The organism is Halomonas sp. KX33721, from assembly GCF_001596805.1.
In the GTDB taxonomy this organism is placed as follows: Bacteria; Pseudomonadota; Gammaproteobacteria; order Pseudomonadales; family Halomonadaceae; genus Vreelandella; species Vreelandella aquamarina.
Genome location: NZ_LVIA01000005.1, coordinates 59,672 through 77,596 on the forward strand (window position 1 = coordinate 59,672; position 17,925 = coordinate 77,596).

Annotated in this window: 16 protein-coding genes; 9 read left to right on the plus strand and 7 right to left on the minus strand. The window is 58.8% G+C overall.

The window, feature by feature from the left end:
* Positions 1–142 precede the first annotated feature (142 nt).
* Entirely contained in the window at positions 143–742 is a 600-nt protein-coding gene (gene wrbA, locus A3220_RS01775) for an NAD(P)H:quinone oxidoreductase (protein ID WP_062372723.1), read from the plus strand.
* Between the two features lie 72 nt (positions 743–814).
* Here the strand turns inward: wrbA and A3220_RS01780 are convergent, their stop codons facing one another.
* Positions 815–1,888, minus strand: a complete 1,074-nt coding sequence (locus tag A3220_RS01780) for a tartrate dehydrogenase (protein WP_062372726.1) — start codon at positions 1,886–1,888, stop codon at positions 815–817.
* Between the two features lie 131 nt (positions 1,889–2,019).
* On the opposite strand from A3220_RS01780, the gene A3220_RS01785 reads away from it, so the two are divergent.
* On the plus strand, positions 2,020–2,937 hold the full coding sequence (locus A3220_RS01785) for a LysR family transcriptional regulator (RefSeq protein WP_062372729.1): 918 nt from the start codon (positions 2,020–2,022) through the stop codon (positions 2,935–2,937).
* Positions 2,938–2,947: 10 nt separating this feature from the next.
* Here A3220_RS01785 and A3220_RS01790 read toward each other — a convergent pair whose 3' ends face one another.
* Entirely contained in the window at positions 2,948–3,481 is a 534-nt protein-coding gene (locus A3220_RS01790; RefSeq protein ID WP_062372732.1) for a lipocalin family protein, read from the minus strand.
* Positions 3,482–3,671: 190 nt separating this feature from the next.
* Here A3220_RS01790 and A3220_RS01795 point away from each other — a divergent pair, with 190 nt between their 5' ends.
* Positions 3,672–4,100 (plus strand): secondary thiamine-phosphate synthase enzyme YjbQ, encoded by a 429-nt coding sequence (locus tag A3220_RS01795; RefSeq protein WP_062372734.1) that lies wholly within the window; start codon positions 3,672–3,674, stop codon positions 4,098–4,100.
* A gap of 40 nt (positions 4,101–4,140) precedes the next feature.
* A complete protein-coding gene (locus A3220_RS01800; protein ID WP_062372737.1) occupies positions 4,141–6,405 on the plus strand; it encodes a glycosyltransferase in 2,265 nt (754 codons plus the stop codon).
* 13 nt (positions 6,406–6,418) lie between these two features.
* Here A3220_RS01800 and A3220_RS01805 read toward each other — a convergent pair whose 3' ends face one another.
* The 3 genes from A3220_RS01805 to A3220_RS01815 all read right to left on the minus strand — a co-directional run bounded on the left by A3220_RS01805 (position 6,419) and on the right by A3220_RS01815 (position 9,329).
* Positions 6,419–7,111: a VTT domain-containing protein gene (locus A3220_RS01805; RefSeq protein WP_062372740.1), complete on the minus strand. Its 693-nt coding sequence runs from the start codon at positions 7,109–7,111 to the stop codon at positions 6,419–6,421.
* A gap of 71 nt (positions 7,112–7,182) precedes the next feature.
* On the minus strand, positions 7,183–8,121 hold the full coding sequence (locus tag A3220_RS01810) for an ABC transporter substrate-binding protein (protein ID WP_062372743.1): 939 nt from the start codon (positions 8,119–8,121) through the stop codon (positions 7,183–7,185).
* Positions 8,122–8,144: 23 nt separating this feature from the next.
* Positions 8,145–9,329, minus strand: a complete 1,185-nt coding sequence (locus A3220_RS01815; protein WP_062372746.1) for a TauD/TfdA family dioxygenase — start codon at positions 9,327–9,329, stop codon at positions 8,145–8,147.
* Positions 9,330–9,454: 125 nt separating this feature from the next.
* On the opposite strand from A3220_RS01815, the gene A3220_RS01820 reads away from it, so the two are divergent.
* The 4 genes from A3220_RS01820 to A3220_RS01835 all read left to right on the plus strand — a co-directional run bounded on the left by A3220_RS01820 (position 9,455) and on the right by A3220_RS01835 (position 13,017).
* Positions 9,455–10,327, plus strand: coding sequence for a LysR substrate-binding domain-containing protein (locus A3220_RS01820; RefSeq protein WP_062372749.1), 873 nt, complete (start codon positions 9,455–9,457; stop codon positions 10,325–10,327).
* Between the two features lie 113 nt (positions 10,328–10,440).
* Positions 10,441–11,892, plus strand: a complete 1,452-nt coding sequence (locus A3220_RS01825) for a sodium:alanine symporter family protein (protein WP_062372750.1) — start codon at positions 10,441–10,443, stop codon at positions 11,890–11,892.
* 184 nt (positions 11,893–12,076) lie between these two features.
* Positions 12,077–12,685: an NAD(P)H-dependent oxidoreductase gene (locus A3220_RS01830; protein WP_062372752.1), complete on the plus strand. Its 609-nt coding sequence runs from the start codon at positions 12,077–12,079 to the stop codon at positions 12,683–12,685.
* A 29-nt stretch (positions 12,686–12,714) separates the two neighbouring features.
* On the plus strand, positions 12,715–13,017 hold the full coding sequence (locus A3220_RS01835; protein WP_058577101.1) for an MGMT family protein: 303 nt from the start codon (positions 12,715–12,717) through the stop codon (positions 13,015–13,017).
* A gap of 125 nt (positions 13,018–13,142) precedes the next feature.
* Here the strand turns inward: A3220_RS01835 and A3220_RS01840 are convergent, their stop codons facing one another.
* On the minus strand, positions 13,143–14,711 hold the full coding sequence (locus tag A3220_RS01840; protein WP_062372754.1) for a bifunctional GNAT family N-acetyltransferase/carbon-nitrogen hydrolase family protein: 1,569 nt from the start codon (positions 14,709–14,711) through the stop codon (positions 13,143–13,145).
* Between the two features lie 43 nt (positions 14,712–14,754).
* Positions 14,755–15,672, minus strand: coding sequence for a DMT family transporter (locus tag A3220_RS01845; RefSeq protein WP_044628479.1), 918 nt, complete (start codon positions 15,670–15,672; stop codon positions 14,755–14,757).
* Between the two features lie 231 nt (positions 15,673–15,903).
* Here A3220_RS01845 and A3220_RS01850 point away from each other — a divergent pair, with 231 nt between their 5' ends.
* Positions 15,904–17,925: an NADPH-dependent 2,4-dienoyl-CoA reductase gene (locus A3220_RS01850; RefSeq protein WP_062372755.1), complete on the plus strand. Its 2,022-nt coding sequence runs from the start codon at positions 15,904–15,906 to the stop codon at positions 17,923–17,925.

Genomic DNA, 17,925 nt, shown 5'->3' on the forward strand with positions numbered 1-17,925 from the left:
TCGGCACATCGATGAAATCGAAGCGCGGCGTCGAAAACATTCGCTTTTATCTACGCTTAACTGCGCTATGTTTCAATGAGTTTTCACTGCCCGCTGTGGGCAACCTGTCTGATGCTTGAATGCAAGTCCAAAGGAGTGAGTAATGACGAAGGTACTGGTACTTTATTATTCCATGTATGGACATATCGATACCTTAGCAGCCGCTGTGGCGGAGGGGGCAAAGGGTGTTGATGGCGTAGAGGTCACGGTCAAACGCGTGCCCGAAACTATGCCGGAAGAGGTGTTCAAAAACGCGGGCGGCAAGCAGGATTTCACCACGCCGGAAGCCACGCCCCAAGAGCTGGCGGATTACGATGCCATCATCTTCGGCACGCCCACTCGCTTTGGCAACATGGCCGGCCAGATGCGTACCTTCCTCGACCAAACCGGAGGCTTATGGGCCAACGGCGCGCTGCGTGGCAAGGTGGCGAGCGTATTTACATCAACCGGTACCGGCGGTGGTGATGAGATGACCATTACCTCCACCTGGACCACGCTGGCCCACCATGGCATGGTCATCGTGCCGATTGGCTACGGCATCGAAGAGCAGTTTGATATTTCGAAAGTAAGCGGTGGCACGCCCTACGGTGCCGCGACGCTGGCCGGTGGCGATGGCTCCCGCCAGCCGGATGACCGCGAGCTGAAAATTGCCCGCTTCCAGGGCAAACATGTCGCTGAGATTGCTGCCAAACTGGCAAACTAATCGACGCTTGAAACGCACAACGCCTCGCTGCCAGCGAGGCGTTGTGCGTTAACGAACGCTTTTATAGAAGAATCAACCGCGAATCCGCTCGGCAATGGCGTTACCGAGGCTTTCGGTCGTGCCCTGGCCGCCCACGTCGCGGGTGAGCACTTGGCTATCGCCCTCACTCAGCACCGCTTCAATGGCCTCGACCATCGCGTCGCCCGCCTCCTTATAGCCCAGGTGCTCCAGCATCATCGCCCCAGACCAAATTTGGCCGATAGGGTTGGCAATGCCTTGACCGGCGATGTCCGGTGCGCTGCCGTGTACCGGTTCGAACAGGCTGGGGAACTTGCCTTCTGGGTTGATGTTGGCCGAGGGGGCGACGCCAATGGTGCCGGTGCACGCAGGGCCTAAGTCGGAGAGAATATCGCCAAACAGGTTGCTGCCCACCACCACGTCGAACCAGTCCGGATGCAGCACGAAGTTGGCGGTCAAAATATCGATATGGAATTTATCCACCGCGATCTCTGGGTACTGCTTGGCCATCTCGGCCACCCGCTCGTCCCAGTAGGGCATGGTGATCGAGATGCCGTTGGACTTCGTGGCCGAGGTGAGCTTTTTACGTGGGCGGGTTTGTGCCAGGTCGAAGGCATACTTCAGTACGCGATCAACGCCGGTACGGCTCATCACCGTTTCCTGAATAACGATTTCACGCTCGGTGCCTTCATACATCTTGCCGCCGACGCTCGAGTACTCGCCCTCGGTGTTTTCGCGCACGACGTAAAAGTCGATGTCGCCGGGCTTGCGGCCCGCTAGCGGGCTTTTGATGCCGGGCATCAATCGGCAGGGGCGCAGGTTGATGTACTGGTCGAACTGGCGACGAAACTGCAGCAGCGAGCCCCATAGCGAAATATGGTCGGGCACTTTGTCTGGCCAGCCCACGGCTCCGTAAAACAGTGCATCGAACCCTTTGAGCTGGTCGAACCAGTCGTCGGGCAGCATCTTGCCGTGTTCCAAGTAGTAGTCACAGCTGCCGAACTCGAAGTTGGTGAACGCCAGGTCGATATTGAAGCGCTTGGCGGCGGCTTCCAGCGCGCGAATACCTTCGGGCATCACTTCGGTACCGATACCGTCGCCAGCGATGACTGCAATACGATGGGCCATGGAAGATCCTTATGTGGTTGGATGTTGCGGAAAGGATGGAGTGTGATTGCTTAGTAGGAGTGTAGCGCCTGTTGGCGACGAGATAATCAGGCTATTATGCAAGCTATTGTTGCCTAAAAGTGAATAATCCCATGATGCTGGATGACATCGCCTTTTTTCAGCAGCTAGCGCGAGCGGGAAGCTTGACCGCCACTGCTCGCGAGCTTGGGCTGTCTCTCTCAGCCGTGAGTAAACGTTTGAAGCAGCTAGAGGCTCGGCTGGGGGTGACGCTGGCGGCGCGCACGACGCGCCGGCTGACGCTTACTCTCGAAGGCGAGCGCTACCTGTCTCAAGGTGGTCTCATTCTGGAGGAGTTACAAACGCTCGAAAGCTCACTCAGCGAGACCGCGAACCAAGGCCTAAGTGGTCGGCTGAGGGTCAACGCGACCTTCGGCTTTGGCAGGCGGCATATCGCGCCGCTGCTATCGCGGTTTTGCGCCGAGCACCCAGGCGTGGAGAGCTGGCTTGAGCTGACCAACTTTCCCCTCAATTTGAGCGATCACGGCTTTGACGTCGGCATCCGTATTGGCGAGCCACCGGATTCACGCCTCGTCGCCAAGCGTATCCTACCCAACCGCCGCGTCTTGTGCGCTGCGCCTAGCTATATGAACAAAATGCCGCCGCTGAAGGCTCCGAGCGATCTTACCCAGCACCGTTGCCTGGTGATTCGTGAAAACGATAGCGACTTCCCGCTATGGCGCTTCGAGCACCGGCAATCCCAGCAGCGCCAGGCCGTGAAGGTCAGGGGGCCATTGGCGAGTAACGACGGCGAGGTCATTACCCGCTTAGCGCTGGATGGCCACGGTGTGATGCTGCGTTCCTGGTGGGATGTGAACGAGCATCTATCCAGTGGGACGTTGCAAACGCTGCTACCGGAGTGGCAGGGCATACGCGCTGACTTTTACGCCGTGTTCGAGCATCGCCGCCATGTGCCGGAAAGGATCAGCGCGTTGATCGACTTCTTACAGCGAGAAATAGCGGGCCGTGTGCCCGCCTTGCCCAATGGCTAACGTGGGTCCGTTAGCGGCCTGGGCAGGTTTGATCCTGCACCACGTCGATCAACTCGTCGGTGGGAAAGTCCAGCTCGGCGGCGCGCTGACGAAGGCGCTGCTCCACGTCGCCTGCTATCGTGGGGGTGCGTGCCAGAATCCACAGGTAGTCTCGGTTAGGGCCTGCCACCAACGCCCACTGGTAGTCATCGTCGAGTTCGAGAACGTTGTAGCCGCCGTAAAACGGGCCGAAAAAGCTGACTTTCAGTCGCCCCACGCTCTCGTCATCGATGAAGTAGGCGCGACCTTCGGCTTCGTCCCAGGCGCGTTCTTCCAGGTCGTAGCCTCGGTTGATCACCTTGACGCCCCCATCGTCGCGCCTACTGTAGGTAGCGGTGACGCAGTCTAGTCCCTCTTCGAAGGAGTGATCCAGGCGAGCGATTTCGTACCACTCGCCCAGATAGCGCTCGAGCTCGAAGTCAGTCACCGGTTCCGTGCCATCGGGAATGCCGGTGCAACCCATCAAGAATGTGCCGGTCACGGCCAGGGTTGCCAGCGTGGCCATGCTCCTTGGCCGCCATACGGATGTCATCATCTCGCTCCTTTTAATGTCAGACCATCACAGCGCTCAATTTATCAGGGTAGGTGGCACCACGCCACGCGGTCCTCTTGGTACTGTTCGGCAGGTAGTGGAAATAGGCTATGGTATGTCTGTTAACGTATCCTCTGACAATGCATATAACAAAGGAGTGTTTATGTGGCATCAACAAGAGATTCACTTGCCGGAAATGTCCCGCGGTTTTCATTTGATTACTGATGAGATCGCCAGAGCACTGCCCTGTTTGGCGGAGTGCCATCAGGGGCTTTTGCATCTACAGCTCATGCATACCTCCGCGTCGTTGACGCTCAACGAGAACACCGACCCGGACGTGCGCCATGATCTGGATGCTTTCATGCGACGTTTGGTGCCAGAAGGACTGAGCTACTTTCAGCATACGTTAGAGGGCCCCGACGACATGCCCGCCCATGTGGCGTCTAGTCTATTGGGCACTCAGCTCAGCCTTGCGGTACGCGATGGCCGCTTGGCCCTTGGCACGTGGCAAGGGGTGTGGTTAGGTGAGCATCGTGAGCAGGGTGGTTCGCGCCGCTTGCTGGCCACCTTGAACGGCTGTGCCGCGCTTTAGTCACAGCCACCGAATGACTCTTTGAGATAAGCGCCTCTACATGCCTCGACGCCTTTTTCGCCTCTCCCGCCAGCGCTGGTTGAGGCTGTTTTTCGTTTTGAACCTTGCGCTGGTGGCGGGGTTGATCATTCACCAAGTGTGGCTCTACGTGGCCGAACCCGAGTTCGAATCGCTGCATACCGTAGAAGTCGCCGAGGTACGCGACCGACTAGCAGGCCGAGATGCCTACCGCTTTGCGGTGGTGGGCAACATCAATAACTCGGTAAATGTCTTTCAAGACGAGATCGTTCCGCTGCTCAACCAGGGCGATATCGATTTCATGGTGTCGGCGGGCAATGCGGTGAGTGGCGGCCAGCAGGAGAGTTATCAGGCGATTTATCACAGCCTCGAACTGCTCGACATGCCTTATCTCTTGACCTACGGCGATAATGAAGACAGCGATTTCGGCAGCTACCTGTTTTACGACTACTTTGGCCCGCATTTCTATGCGTTCGTGGCGGGCAACAGCCACTTCATTTTTCTAGATGGTACCGGCAAGTCGTCGACTTCCTGGCAGTTGGATTGGCTGGAGCGCGAGCTAGCCGCCTCTGACGCGGCCCATCGGTTCGTGTTCGTGGGCCTGCCACTGCATAACGTCATTCAGGATGCCCCGCTGTTCGAAGAAGATAACTACCTCAACGATCCCCGGCTTGCTGAAGGCATCATGCGTTTGGCCGAGCGCTATGGGGTCGATACGGTGTTTTCCGCGAATCTCTCGCTATACGCCCAGCAAACCGTCAACGGGGTGACGTACGTGACCACCGGCGGCGCGGGCGGCCTGCTGCTGGATGCCGATGAGAGTTTTCATCATTACGTCGTCGTCGAGGTGGCCGGTGACAGCGTGGGCATCTCGCCGGTGCGATTGAACGTCGACCTCCCCGGCTGGTGGCGCATGCTGAGCAGCGTGGGGTCGACGATTTACGCTTTCTTCTACGTCAGCTATCCGCGGTTCTTGCTGATCGTCGGGCTGCTGACACTGTTGGCCATGCGGCTTTACCGGCTGATTTTCGAGGAGCGCGACTACTATCCTGACTTCGATATCGACCCCACGCCCTACCTGGAAAAAAGCCTGCGGGTGGCGATGGTGTCGAACAACTACTTCCCGTTCGTTTCCGGCGTGTCGGTATCGGTGGAGCGGCTGCGCCAGGGTCTTGGCGATCTCTCACATCGGGTGCAGCTGCTGGTACCGCGCTACCGGGAGTCGTGGCAGGACGATGACACCATTCTGCGGGTACCCACGCTGATGGCGTTTGGCGAGAAGCGTGAATTTCGCTTGACCAACCCGTTCAGCGCGGGCTTTCGCCGCTGCCTGCGTGAGTTCAAGCCCGATGTGATCCATGTACATCACCCGTTCTGGCTGGGGTCGATGGGTCTGTGGATGGGGCGTCGTTTGAAAGTGCCGGTCATCTACACCTATCACACGCGCCTGGAGCACTACGCGCACTTCGTACCTCTGCCGGGGGCACTGTTTCGCAACCTGATCTCTCATTATTTGATCAAGCGCTTCTCCAATCGCTGCCAGGGGGTCATCGTGCCGACCTACTCGGCAGAGGAGTACCTGCGCATGATCGGGGTCAAGACGCCGACGCTGGTGCAGCCCACGGGGATCGACGCGGCACGCTTTGCCGATGCCGACGAGGAGGCCGTGGCGTCGCTTCGCCAGCAGTTGGCTATCGCGGTCGACGATACGGTGCTGGTAAGCGTTTCTCGCATCAGTAAAGAGAAGAACATCGGCTTCATGCTGGAAGCGTTGGCAGAGTTGAAGCGCCAGGGAAAGACCAGCCTACGCTTGCTGTTGGTCGGCGACGGCCCGGACCGACAAGCGATCCAAACACAGATCGACACGCTGGGTTTGGAAGCACAGGTCACCTTGGTGGGGGCCGTGCCGCCAGAAGAGATGGCGCTCTACTATCACGTAGGCGATGTGTTCGTGTTTGCCTCTACCTCGGAAACACAAGGTATGGTGATTCTAGAGGCCATGGCCGCTGGGCTTCCGGTGGTCGCCGTACGCTCGAGCGGTATCGATGACGTGGTGCGCGATGGCCACAACGGCTTCAAGACGCCGCAAAACCGCCAGAAGTGGGGGCAGCGAGTGGTGGAACTGGTCGAGGATGACGCGTTGCGCGAAACCCTCGGCGATCAAGCCAAAGCGTTCGCCGCTGACTACGATATCGGCAAGTTTGCCGCCGCGGTGGCGCACTTTTATGCCGAGGTGCTAGCGAAACATCACACGACGCATCAGACCCACGAGCGTCAGCCCAAGTGATGCAAGCGAGAGGCTAGCCGTCGTTTCGAGGACGGTTCGTCCGAGCGGTGGCCACGCGCTTGAGTAGCCAGAGTAGGCCCACCCCGACGACCACGCCTGCCACGGCCAGCACCAACTCTTGTTGTGAGGCAGCGGTGAACAGCGCCCCTAGCTGGCTGCCGAGCAGGATGACGGCGGCCAGTCCCGGCACGATGCCCAGCGTCGAGCCGATCATGTAGTCGCGGAAATTGAGATGAAACGCCCCGGCCAACATATTGGTGAGCGTGAAGGGAGCCAGCGGCAGCAGGTTGATCACCGTCATCGTACGAATGCCGCGTTGGGAGAGATAGCCGGAAAGGCCGCGTAGGTGGCGGCCACCGTAGCGCATGAGGGCATCTCGCCCCAGCCAGTGGCCCACCCAGTAAGACACCACCGACGAACTCAGCGTGCCCAACGTAGCGTAAGCCAATCCCCATACCGGGCCAAACAGCAGGCCGGTCAACACGACCAGCAGGCTTAGCGGAAACATCACTAACAGCGAACCGGTATAGACGGCCATGACGGCGGCAAACATCCAGGGGGCACGCTGCCACTGGCTAATGGTGGTAGTGAGTGCTTCGAGCTGCGCCTGAGTCAGCAGCCCTTGCTGCTGCAGGTAGCGCCACATCACGCCCAGTATCACCAGCGTGATCAGTAAGCCTAGCCCTTTTAGCAACGTTCGTGACATTCCATCCCCACCGCCTATCTGGCAAAAGAGCGTTAGCATACGCCACTGCGGCGGTGGGGTGAACGAGCGCGTTACTGTAGGCGCGCTTCAATGACGGGCCAAGCGGCATCACCCTCGGCGGTCGTGACATCGGCCAGCATGGCCTCTATGCGTTCGGGGTTGTCGTTGATCCACTGCTGAGCCACCTCGGCGAGGTCACGCTCTTCTTGACCGAAGGCTTGGATCATCCAGCTCTGTTCCTCGGCGGTAAAGCTGAACTGCTCGAAAAAGGTGACCAGCGCCGGGTGGGCATCAGCGTAGTCGCTGCGCAGCAGGGTACGTACGTCGCTTTCGCCGTTGTTCTCACCAAACAGGTTTTCCGGGTCTTCCAGGTAGCGCATGGGGAGTTCGAGATTCATCCAGTGGGGCGTCCAACCGACCCAAACGATGGCTTCTTCTCTGGAAATGGCATCTTGTGCTGCAGAGAGCATGCCCACTTCGCTGGTATCCACCAAGCGCCAGTCGCCGAGGCCCCAGATATCGTTATCGATGGCGTTATGTAGAATTTCACTGGCGGCCGATCCTGCGCCAAAACCATGAATTTGGCCATTGAACTCGTCACGGTGCGCGTCTAGATCGGCAAAGCTGCGAATACCGCGCTCATGTAAATACGCTGGAACGGCCAGGGTCATCTGCGCGCCATCGACGTTGTTGGCGATGTCCCTGATGACGCCGGAGGTTTTGCGAGGCTCGAACATCTCTTTTTGCGCAGGAAGCCAAGCGCCTAGAAAGGCGTCGACGTCGCCACTTTCCAGGCCTTGATAGATCACTTGCAGGCCAATTTCATGGGTTTGAGTGTCGTAGCCCAGCGGGTTAAGGAGCTGCTCGGCGATTTCGGTTTTCACGGTAATGCCAGGCCAAGCGGGAACGCCGAAATCTAGCGTGGCGTCATCGGCGACGGCGGCTTGGGTAGTAACGCCTGCTAGGCCCAGGGTAATGGTCGCAACGAAAGGACGAAGTGAACGTGTCATGGAGGAGGGTCTCCTTGCTAGGGTTATTGTGATGGTGCGGTCGTACGGGCAAGAACACGCAGGCGCGAGGCCAGCATGTCCCAGTCTAGGTAGGTGCCTTGAAGGTGGCGAGCACCGCTATTAGGATCGAACTCCCGGCGGCCGTGGAGTACGCGACGGTTATCGAACGCCACCATCTGGCCCGGTGTTAGTGTGAACTCCAACTGATGCGCCTCGCTGTGGAAGAGTTGCCACAGTACTTTGTAGGCCCGGTACCAAGCCGTCATTTTTTCGGCCGGCAAATGGAGCGTATCGCGTATCCAATTATTGAGGCGTATCTCCATCAGCTCGCCTTGGCTATCCAAGGTGATCACCGGGGCTTTGATGGCGATATCGTGAAGGTCGTCTTGAAACCGGAAGTCGATGGGGGTCTCACTCAGAATGGCGAGTGCCTCAGGGTCCTGTTCGCGTAGCGCATCGATGACCCGGGCGCCGTCGGCAAACAGTGACTCACCGCCGCTGGCGTCGTTTTGCAAGCAGTAGAGCAGTTGAATGTCCGGCGGCTGCTGCCAGTTGGGTAGGTCGATATGCAGCGGCAAGCCTACGGCGGTGTAGGCTGCGTTGTTAGGGTTGGGCTTGGAGCGCACGTTGAATCGCCCGCCGAAATTGGTGGCGCGTTGCGGGCCAATTCGCTCGGCAAGGCGGCTAACTTCCTCTTCCACCAGCGGTGCGTCAGTGATCAACGCCAAACCGTCGCGTAGCAGGGCGGTCAGCCAGGCTTTCTCCCCTGCCGGGGTCATGAAATCGGCATGGCGAACGCGCTCTGGGAAAAAGTCATCGCGCCACGGCGTCGGATTCGGCAGGGATGAGACGCGAGTCGCCTCGGGGCGGCGCTGGTAAAGCCAGCCGCTATGAAAGGCGCTGTCATGCCCGTCGTGCCACTGAAGATAGAGATGACCATCGGCCAAGGTAACGCTGGGCGCTTGTTCGATATCGTCTAGCGGTAGGTAGAGGCGCTCGCGGGTTTGCGGGTGGCGACACGCCTGGCAAGCGCAGTGATCACGAAACCACAACAGAGGTAGCGCCGTTTGCGTACCGTCTTGCCACGTTAGCGAAAGGCCGCTGTCGGTGAGCGTGGCGTCCTTGAGTGCCGGGCCGTGGTCATACGGCACGAGTTCGCTCATTTGAGGGGCTGAACGCTTTTCCGTTGTGGCTAGTGCGCTGGACATAGAAACCTCGCTGAGAATGGGTGACGTAACACACGATCTGCTTATTAGGATGCGGAGACCCTTGCGCAGTGACAAACGATGAATTTGGCCCCAAAGACCCTGTTTAACTTATAGGTTGCTTTCCCATGAACTCACTCCATCCGCTGTTATGGCTACAAGCGTTTGAGTCCGCCGCCCGAACCCTAAGCTTTACGGCGGCGGGTAATGAGCTGGGCGTGACCCAGGCCGCCATCAGCCAGCGTATTCGGCTGCTGGAGGATCGCCTGGGGCAAAAGCTGTTCGTTCGCCACGCGCGCAGCCTTTCGTTGACCCCGGCAGGTCAAGCGTGGCTGCCCAGCATTCACGATGCGTTTTCACGCATCAGTGAAGGGACCTCGGAGGTGTTTGGCATCACCAGCGAACGACCGGTGACGCTGCGCGCTACGCCGGTGATCCAGCAGTCATGGCTCGCGCCAAGGCTCGTGGCCCTGCATCGACAGAAACCAACGATTTTGCTGCGCTTGGTCAGCGCGATTTGGCCCGACGACTTTGGGCCCGAAGGGGCCGATATCGAGATTCGCTATGGTCGGGGTGAGTGGAGTGGGCTCGAGATGTTGCCGCTGGGCGACGAGCACTTGCTGCCCGTGTGCGCCCCTGCGCTGGCGCGCTCGCTCAACGAGCCTGCAGATTTGGCCGGGCATACGTTGTTACACGCGGTGGGCTTTGGCGTTGGGTGGCCTGGTTGGCTACAAGCGGCGGGAATAGCCCATCTAGAGTCTGAATGTCGCTCCCTCACCTGCGATAATCAGGTGATGACGCTAGCGCTCGCTAGCCAGGGCGGTGGGGTGGCGCTCACGCATCACCGACTGCTGGAGCAGCGTGAGGATTTGGTGGCCCCCTTCGATATGAGTGTACCCAGCGATGAGCGTTTCTGGTTGGTGCGGCCCAGCAAGCGCCAAGTCAGCGACGAAGCCGCAGACGTGTGGGCGTGGCTGGCAGCGTCTCGCGAGTTGCCTTGAGTCATCCAGCAGTGGTTACGACTGCTGGACAAGAAATTTGCCCTTTTTCTTGCCATTTTGGTGCAGCCGTGAAGAATGATGCGCCTTCATTGTTTCAAAAAGGCGTGTTTCGTATGGATGTTACTCTTCCTCCTCTGTTGACCGCGATGGTGGATCGCGGCAACGGGCTGTTATGGGGCAGTGTACTGATTTACCTGCTCATCGGCGCTGGCCTCTATTTTACGGTCATGACCCGCGCCATTCAGATTCGCTATTTCGGTCATATGTTCAAGCTGCTGCGCGGCTCGCGGCAAGCCAACGGCGGGATCTCGTCGTTTCAGGCGCTCTCGACCAGTCTGGCTGCCCGCGTAGGTACGGGCAATTTGGCGGGTGTGGCGGTCGCCATCTATTTTGGCGGCCCAGGGGCTATTTTTTGGATGTGGATGACGGCCATGGTTGGCATGGCGACCAGCTTCGTGGAGTCCACGCTGGCCCAGGCGTACAAGACCGACCATGGCGACAATACTTTCCGCGGTGGCCCGGCGCGCTATATCGAGCGCGGTTTGGGCCTGCGCTGGTTAGCGGTGCTGTTTTCGATCTGCCTGATCATTGCGTTTGGGTTGGCGTTCAACAGCGTGCAGGCCAACTCCATCGCGCAGGCCATGGAGCAGGCGTTTGCTATTCCCACCTGGGCCATGGGGTTAGTCTTGATGGCCATCGTCGCGCCGATCATCTTCGGTGGCTTGAAGTCGATTGCGAAAGTGGCTGAGTTAGTGGTGCCGCTGATGGCACTGCTGTACCTGATCTTGGCGCTGGTCGTGGTGGCGCTCAATATCAGCGACCTACCCGCTGCCATCATGACGATCGTGCAGAGCGCTTTTGGTATCGAGCAGGCGGCCGGCGGTGCGATGGGCTATGCCATCTCGCAAGCGATTATGAACGGTATTCAGCGCGGCTTGTTCTCTAACGAAGCGGGCATGGGCTCTGCGCCTAATGCGGCAGCGACTGCCAGCACCCGGCCGGATCATCCGGCGGCCCAAGGGTTCATTCAGATGCTGGGGGTCTTCCTGGATACGCTGGTGATCTGTACCGCCACGGCGGCCATCATCATCATGGCGGGCCCGGAACTGCTGGCCAGCGAGGAGAGCAACGGCATCCAGCTGACCCAGACGGCGCTCTCCAGCCACGTAGGAGACTGGGGCGGCATGTTTATCGCCATCGCTATTCTGCTGTTTGCCTTTACCTCGGTGATTGCCAACTACTCCTACGGCGAATCCAACATTGAGTATCTGGCAGGCCGCCGTGCGCCGGTGGCGGTGATGATTTACCGCTTTGCCGTGCTAGGCATGATCATGGTGGGTTCCGTAGCCAGCCTTGGCGCGATCTGGAATTTTGCGGATCTCTCCATGGGTATGATGGCGATCATTAACCTGGTGGCGATTCTGCTGCTATCGCCCATTGCCTTTGCGCTGTTCAAAGATTACGACACGCAGCTCAAGGCGGGTAAAGAACCGGTCTTCGACCCCAGCCAGTTCCCGAAGCTGGCCAAAAAGGTCGATCCCAACGCGTGGCCTAAGCAGAAGTAACAGGCGCGAGTTAAGTGCTTAACGCCCCGCTTCACGTTGCCAAAGTGCAGCGTGGGCGGGGCGTTTTCATGAGGTCAGAAGGTTCGGTTTTGTCGAATGAAACTCGGAAAACGTTGCGCTGTTGCTTCGTCAAAAGCGCCGTAGAATAGCGCCTAACCTTACCACTGATTTTCAAGGAATTTTCATGATCACTCGTGCCCTGTTAGTGACCTCTTCTATCCTTGGTGATAACGGCCAGTCCAACGCGCTGGCGACTCATTTTCAACAGCAAGCCGCTGCACGCGATGGCGTCGCCGTTACCCACCGCGATGTCGTTGCCAACGCGCTTCCGCACCTCGCCATCGAAGAGCTCGGTGCGTGGCAGACCCCGGCTGACGAGCGCACCACCGAGCAACAGGCGCTGGCCGCGCACTCGGATGAGCTGCTGGCAGAGCTGCGTGCTAACGACGTGCTAGTCCTGGCGGTGCCGATGTACAACCTGGGCATTCCCTCCCAGCTGAAAGCGTGGTTTGACCGCGTGCTGCGCGCCGGTGAAACCTTCCGCTACACTGAAAACGGCCCGCAGGGGCTGATCGAAGGAAAGCGGGCCATTATTCTGGCTGCTCGTGGCGGTCAATACGCGGGCACCGAGTTCGATAGCCAAACGCCGCACCTGAAAACCATGTTGGGCCTGATGGGCATTAGCGATGTGGAAGTGGTGTTTGCTGAAGGTTTGAACATGGGCGACGCTCACCGCGATGCTGCCCTGAAAGAAGCCTTCCAAGCCATTGATCAGCTTGTCGAAGCGCTCTAAACCAACGCCATAAGCCAAACGAGGTTGTCATGCCACGCCCGGAACTGCTCGAACAGATTTACACTATTGTCGATCAAATTCCGGCGGGGCGGGTGACGACCTATGGCCGCATTGCCAAGATGACCGAAGGAGCAACGGCGCGCATGGTGGGGTCGGCCATGCGTCACCTGCCCGAGGGGCATCAGCTACCCTGGCATCGTGTCATTTCCGCGTCACTCAAACTGGCTGACCACGGCGGCGCGGCACGCCAGCACGAAAAGCTGCGTGCCGAGGGCGTCGCGTTCGATGCCAAAGGCCGCGTGCCGAGCCACCTTGTTTGGCCGGATGAGTAGCTCTTGGGTGAGTGGTTAATAGGGAGGTGTGAATAGAAAGCTGTGAATAGCGATTTGTGAATGACAAAACGCCGCCCGGTGGGCGGCGTTGGCGTACTTATGCGTAGTGGGTCGCAGGTTGAGCGTTAGTCTTCTTGCCTACTGCCGGACTTCAGCGACCAGTCCCGCCAGCGCAGGTCGAAGAGATCCTTGCGGCGGTCCTTGAGGTTGGTGACCGAGCCTTCTGCACGCACTACGGTCAGGCGGGTCAAGTCCAGGTCCGAGAAGATGATCATCTCGGTGTTGGGCGTGGTTTCGGCCAGCACTGCGTCATGGGGGAAGGCAAAGTCGGAGGGGGTGAATACCGCCGACTGGGCATACTGGATATCCAGGTTCTCGATGGACGGCAGGTTGCCGACGCTTCCGCAGATGACCACGTAGCACTCGTTCTCGATAGCCCGCGCCTGAGCGCAGTGTCGCACACGCAGGTAGCCATTTTTGGTGTCGACCCAGAACGGCACGAACAGAATGTCCATGTCCTGGTCGGCCAGCAGGCGGCCCAGTTCCGGGAATTCCACGTCGTAGCAGATCAGGATGCCGACACGGCCTGCATCGGTATCGAACACCTGCAGATCGTCGCCGCCTTCGATCACCCAGTCGCGCCGCTCCTGCGGGGTGATATGCAGCTTGGACTGTTTCTCCACCTCGCCGTCCCGATGGAACAGGTAAGCCACGTTATAAAGACGGTCATCCTCACCCACCTCGATCATCGAACCACCGACGATGTTGATGTTGTAGGACACCGCCATCCGCGACAGCTCGCTCTTGAAACGGTCGGTGAAGCCCGCCAAAAAGCGGATGGCAGCGGTCTGGTCTTTCTGCGCGGCGCGATCCTGCAGGCCCATGAGTGGCGTGGTGAACAGCTCCGGGAAAACGGCAAAGTCGCTTTGATAATCCGACAACGCATCGACGAAATACTCGATTTGCTGCAGCGCAGCCTCCACGGAGGCGAACTCACGCATTTGCCACTGCACCGCGCCCACGCGTACCTGAGTGGGGCGAGTGTCTAGCACGTTTTCAGCGGGCTCGAACAGAATATTGTTCCACTCCAACAGCGTGGCGTAGCCACGCGACTGCTCGTCTTCCGGCAGGTACTTGCGTAACAGACGTTTGACCTGGAAGTCGTTGGCAAGCTGGAACGACAGAATCGGGTCGTAAATCTCTTTGCGGGAGACTTTGTCGATGTACTGGGCCGGGGTTAGCTCGCTGGCGTGCTGGTGATACTCGGGAATACGTCCGCCCGCCAAAATAGCCCGCAGGTTGAGCGAACGGCACAGCTCTTTACGCGCTTCGTATAGGCGGCGGCCCAGGCGGTAGCCGCGATAGTCTGGGTGGATCAGTACATCCAGCCCGTACATGGCATCGCCTTCCGGATTGTTCAGGATGATTTCACGATGGCCGATCAAATCGTCGTATTTGTGCGGGTTGGAGAACTCGTCGTAATCCACCTGCACGGTGAGGGCGACGCCCACCAGTACGCCGTCGTCTTCAATGGCAATCTGGCCGTCGGGAAACTCCTGGATCAGCTTATCGATGGTGTGCTTAGGCCAAGCGCCACCAATATCGTGATACACCGCATCCATCAGCGATTTCAGCTGCTCGTAGTCGTCGCTGGTGAGGTTACGCAGATTGAGGTGCAGGTCTTCTAGGGACATAGGTCAGGGGTTCCCATTCATAAAATGAAGTTGGCCTATTGTATCACTGCTGTACGCTTTGCGTTTTACGGGCGGCTGCCGCGCGTACCAACGGACGTGTCAGCGTTTGCGCCATGATCACCCCGGCAAGGATTAACAGCCCACCTATAAAGTGGAACCCCGATACCTGTTCACCCAGTAACGCCATGGCAATCAGCGCGCTAAATAGCGGCATCAGGTTGATAAAGATACTCGCCTGGTTAGCGCCGATTTGGCGGACCGCTCGCATCCACAAGAACGTGGTAATAACGGAAGCAGGAATGCCTGCGTACAGGATCAGCCAAACGTTCTTCCCATCCACCGGCGTCATGGGGCCCATCAAGTAGGGTGGCAGCAAGAACAACACGGCAAAACAGACCTGGGCATAGAGCATGACCCAAGGAGGCAGATTCATCGCCCAGCGTTTGAGCATCACGCCATAAAGCGCATAGCAGGTGGCGGCGACCACCATTAACGCGTCGCCCTGCGCCACCTCTAACTGCAGCAGAGAAAGTGGGTTGCCGCGGCCCAGCAGCACGGTGACGCCGATAAAGGCGAGCACGCCGCCTACGACGCCGCCTAATGTGGGTGGTTCCTTCAAAATTAGCGCGCTCAATAGCACCGTGAGCAGCGGCACCATTGCTGCAAGAATGCCCATATTGGTGGCGGTGGTAGTTTCAGCAGCGATATAAGCCAGCCCCTGCCATAGCCCCATCCCTAACAGCCCTAGCAGAGCGAGCTTTGGCCAGTTACGCACGATTTCATCTTTGTGACGCAGTACGGCCGGCAGCACAAAAGGAGTCATGACGACGAGGGCGAGCAGCCAGCGTAAAAACGCGATACTGCTAGGAGCAATGGCATCTACCGAAAGCTGGTTGATGGTCATATTGCCGGACCATATCAGTACGGTGGCCAGCGGCGGTAAAAAGTAAATCAATGGCATAGCACATTCCCTAGATTCAATCCCTGATCGTTAGCCGGTTAATTTGACGCGCTTTGCCGCCAGGGGCAAGGGGGAAAGTAGTCGATATAGCGACTATCGTCTGGATAAAAAGGCGATACAGTTGCGTGGTAAAAGTCTGTACGTAGCCAGCGCTATGTCATACGCTTGTTTGAATGTGAGTGGCAAGCCATTGATTGCCCGCCGTACTAATAACAGTGAAGGAGCACCGTGATGCGCCAAGCGCCAGCTTATCCGCACCTATTTCGTCCATTAACCGTGGGACATTTAACGCTGCCTAACCGCGTATTGATGGGGTCCATGCACACCAATTTAGAAGAAGCGCCGAATGGCTTTGAGCGCTTGGCAGCGTTCTATGCAGAGCGCGCGCGTGCAGGGGTAAGCCTGATTGTGACGGGTGGCATTGCGCCCAATGCCGAAGGGGCGGTATTTCAAGGTGCCAACGCGCTGACAGAGGAGTCTCAAGTGGCGGAGCACCGCCACGTTGTCGACGCGGTACATGCCGCCGGTGGGCACCTATGCATGCAAATTTTGCATGCCGGGCGCTACGCTTACTCACCAGAGCTGGTGGCCCCCTCGGCGCTGCAAGCCCCCATCAACCCGTTCACCCCCCGAGCGCTCTCCAGCGACGAGGTAGAGCAGCAGATTGCCGACTACGTGCGCTGTGCCACGCTGGCCCAGCAGGCGGGCTACGATGGGGTTGAGGTGATGGGCTCGGAAGGCTATTTGATCAACCAGTTTATTTGCCGCCGCACCAACCAGCGTGACGACGACTGGGGCGGAGATTTTGAGCGGCGTATGCGTTTCCCTGTCGAGATCGTCAAGCGTATTCGCCAAGCGGTTGGCGAGCGCTTCCTGCTGATCTTCCGCCTGTCGATGATTGATCTGGTGGAAGAGGGCAGCTCCTGGGAAGAGGTCGTACAACTGGGCCAGGCCATTGAAGCCGCTGGCGCGAACGTCATCAATACCGGCATTGGCTGGCACGAGGCACGGGTGCCGACCATCGTGACCAGCGTGCCCCGGGCCGCGTTTACCGAAGTCACCCGCCGCATTCGCGCGGCGCTGTCGATTCCGCTGATTACCACCAACCGCATCAATATGCCGGAGGTGGCTGAGCGCGTACTGGCCGAGGGCCATGCGGATATGGTGTCGATGGCGCGTCCGTTTTTGGCTGACCCCGAGTGGGTGCGTAAAGCCGAGGCGGGCTTGGCGAAGGAGATCAATACCTGCATCGCCTGTAACCAGGCCTGCTTGGATCACACCTTTATGGGCAAGCTGACTTCCTGCTTGGTCAACCCCCGTGCCTGCCACGAAACCGAGATCACCCTGGCGCCTGCGCAAACACCTAAGCGGGTAGCGGTGGTAGGCGGCGGCCCAGCGGGGCTTGCCACAGCAGTAGCGGCGGCCAGTCGTGGGCATGCCGTGGTGCTCTTTGAGCGGCGCAGCGAGTTGGGTGGGCAGTTTAACTACGCTCGCAAAATCCCCGGTAAAGAAGAGTTTAACGAAACTCTGCGCTACTTCCGCGTCATGCTCGAAAAGCACGCGGTGGACGTGCGCTTAAACACCGAAGCCACTGTAGGCGCCCTGGCAGATTTTGACGAAATCGTGATTGCCACGGGGGTGGTGCCCCGTGAACTGGCGTTACCAGGAGCCGACCACCCCAGCGTGCTGAGCTATGCAGACGCCATTGAGCAGCCTGAACGAGTAGGCAAGCGCGTGGCGGTGATTGGGGCAGGCGGCATTGGTTTTGATGTTTCGGAGCTGCTTTCCCACGAGGGGCACCCCACCATGGAGGTGGCCGCATGGTGCGATGAGTGGGGCGTCGATTTAGCAGTGGGCGAGCGGGGCGGTTTGAAAGCGCCGCAGCCGCCACGTTCACCGCGCAGCATTGTGATGCTGCAGCGAAAAAGCTCTAAGCCAGGCAAAAACCTGGGTAAAACCACGGGTTGGGTGCATCGTGCCTCGTTAAAGCAGCGTGGCGTAGAAACACTGGCCGGCTGCGAGTATGTGCGCATCGACGATGCGGGCTTACACATCCGCCGCGAAGGGCAAGAGCAGGTGGTCGAGGTGGACACCATTGTGGTGTGCGCAGGCCAAGAGTCGGTACGCGACTTGATTTCGCCGCTGGCCCAAGCGGGTAGCCGCGTGCATGTGATTGGCGGCGCAGATGAAGCGGCCGAATTGGATGCTAAGCGCGCTATTGATCAAGGCACCCGGCTGGCGGCCTCGCTGTAA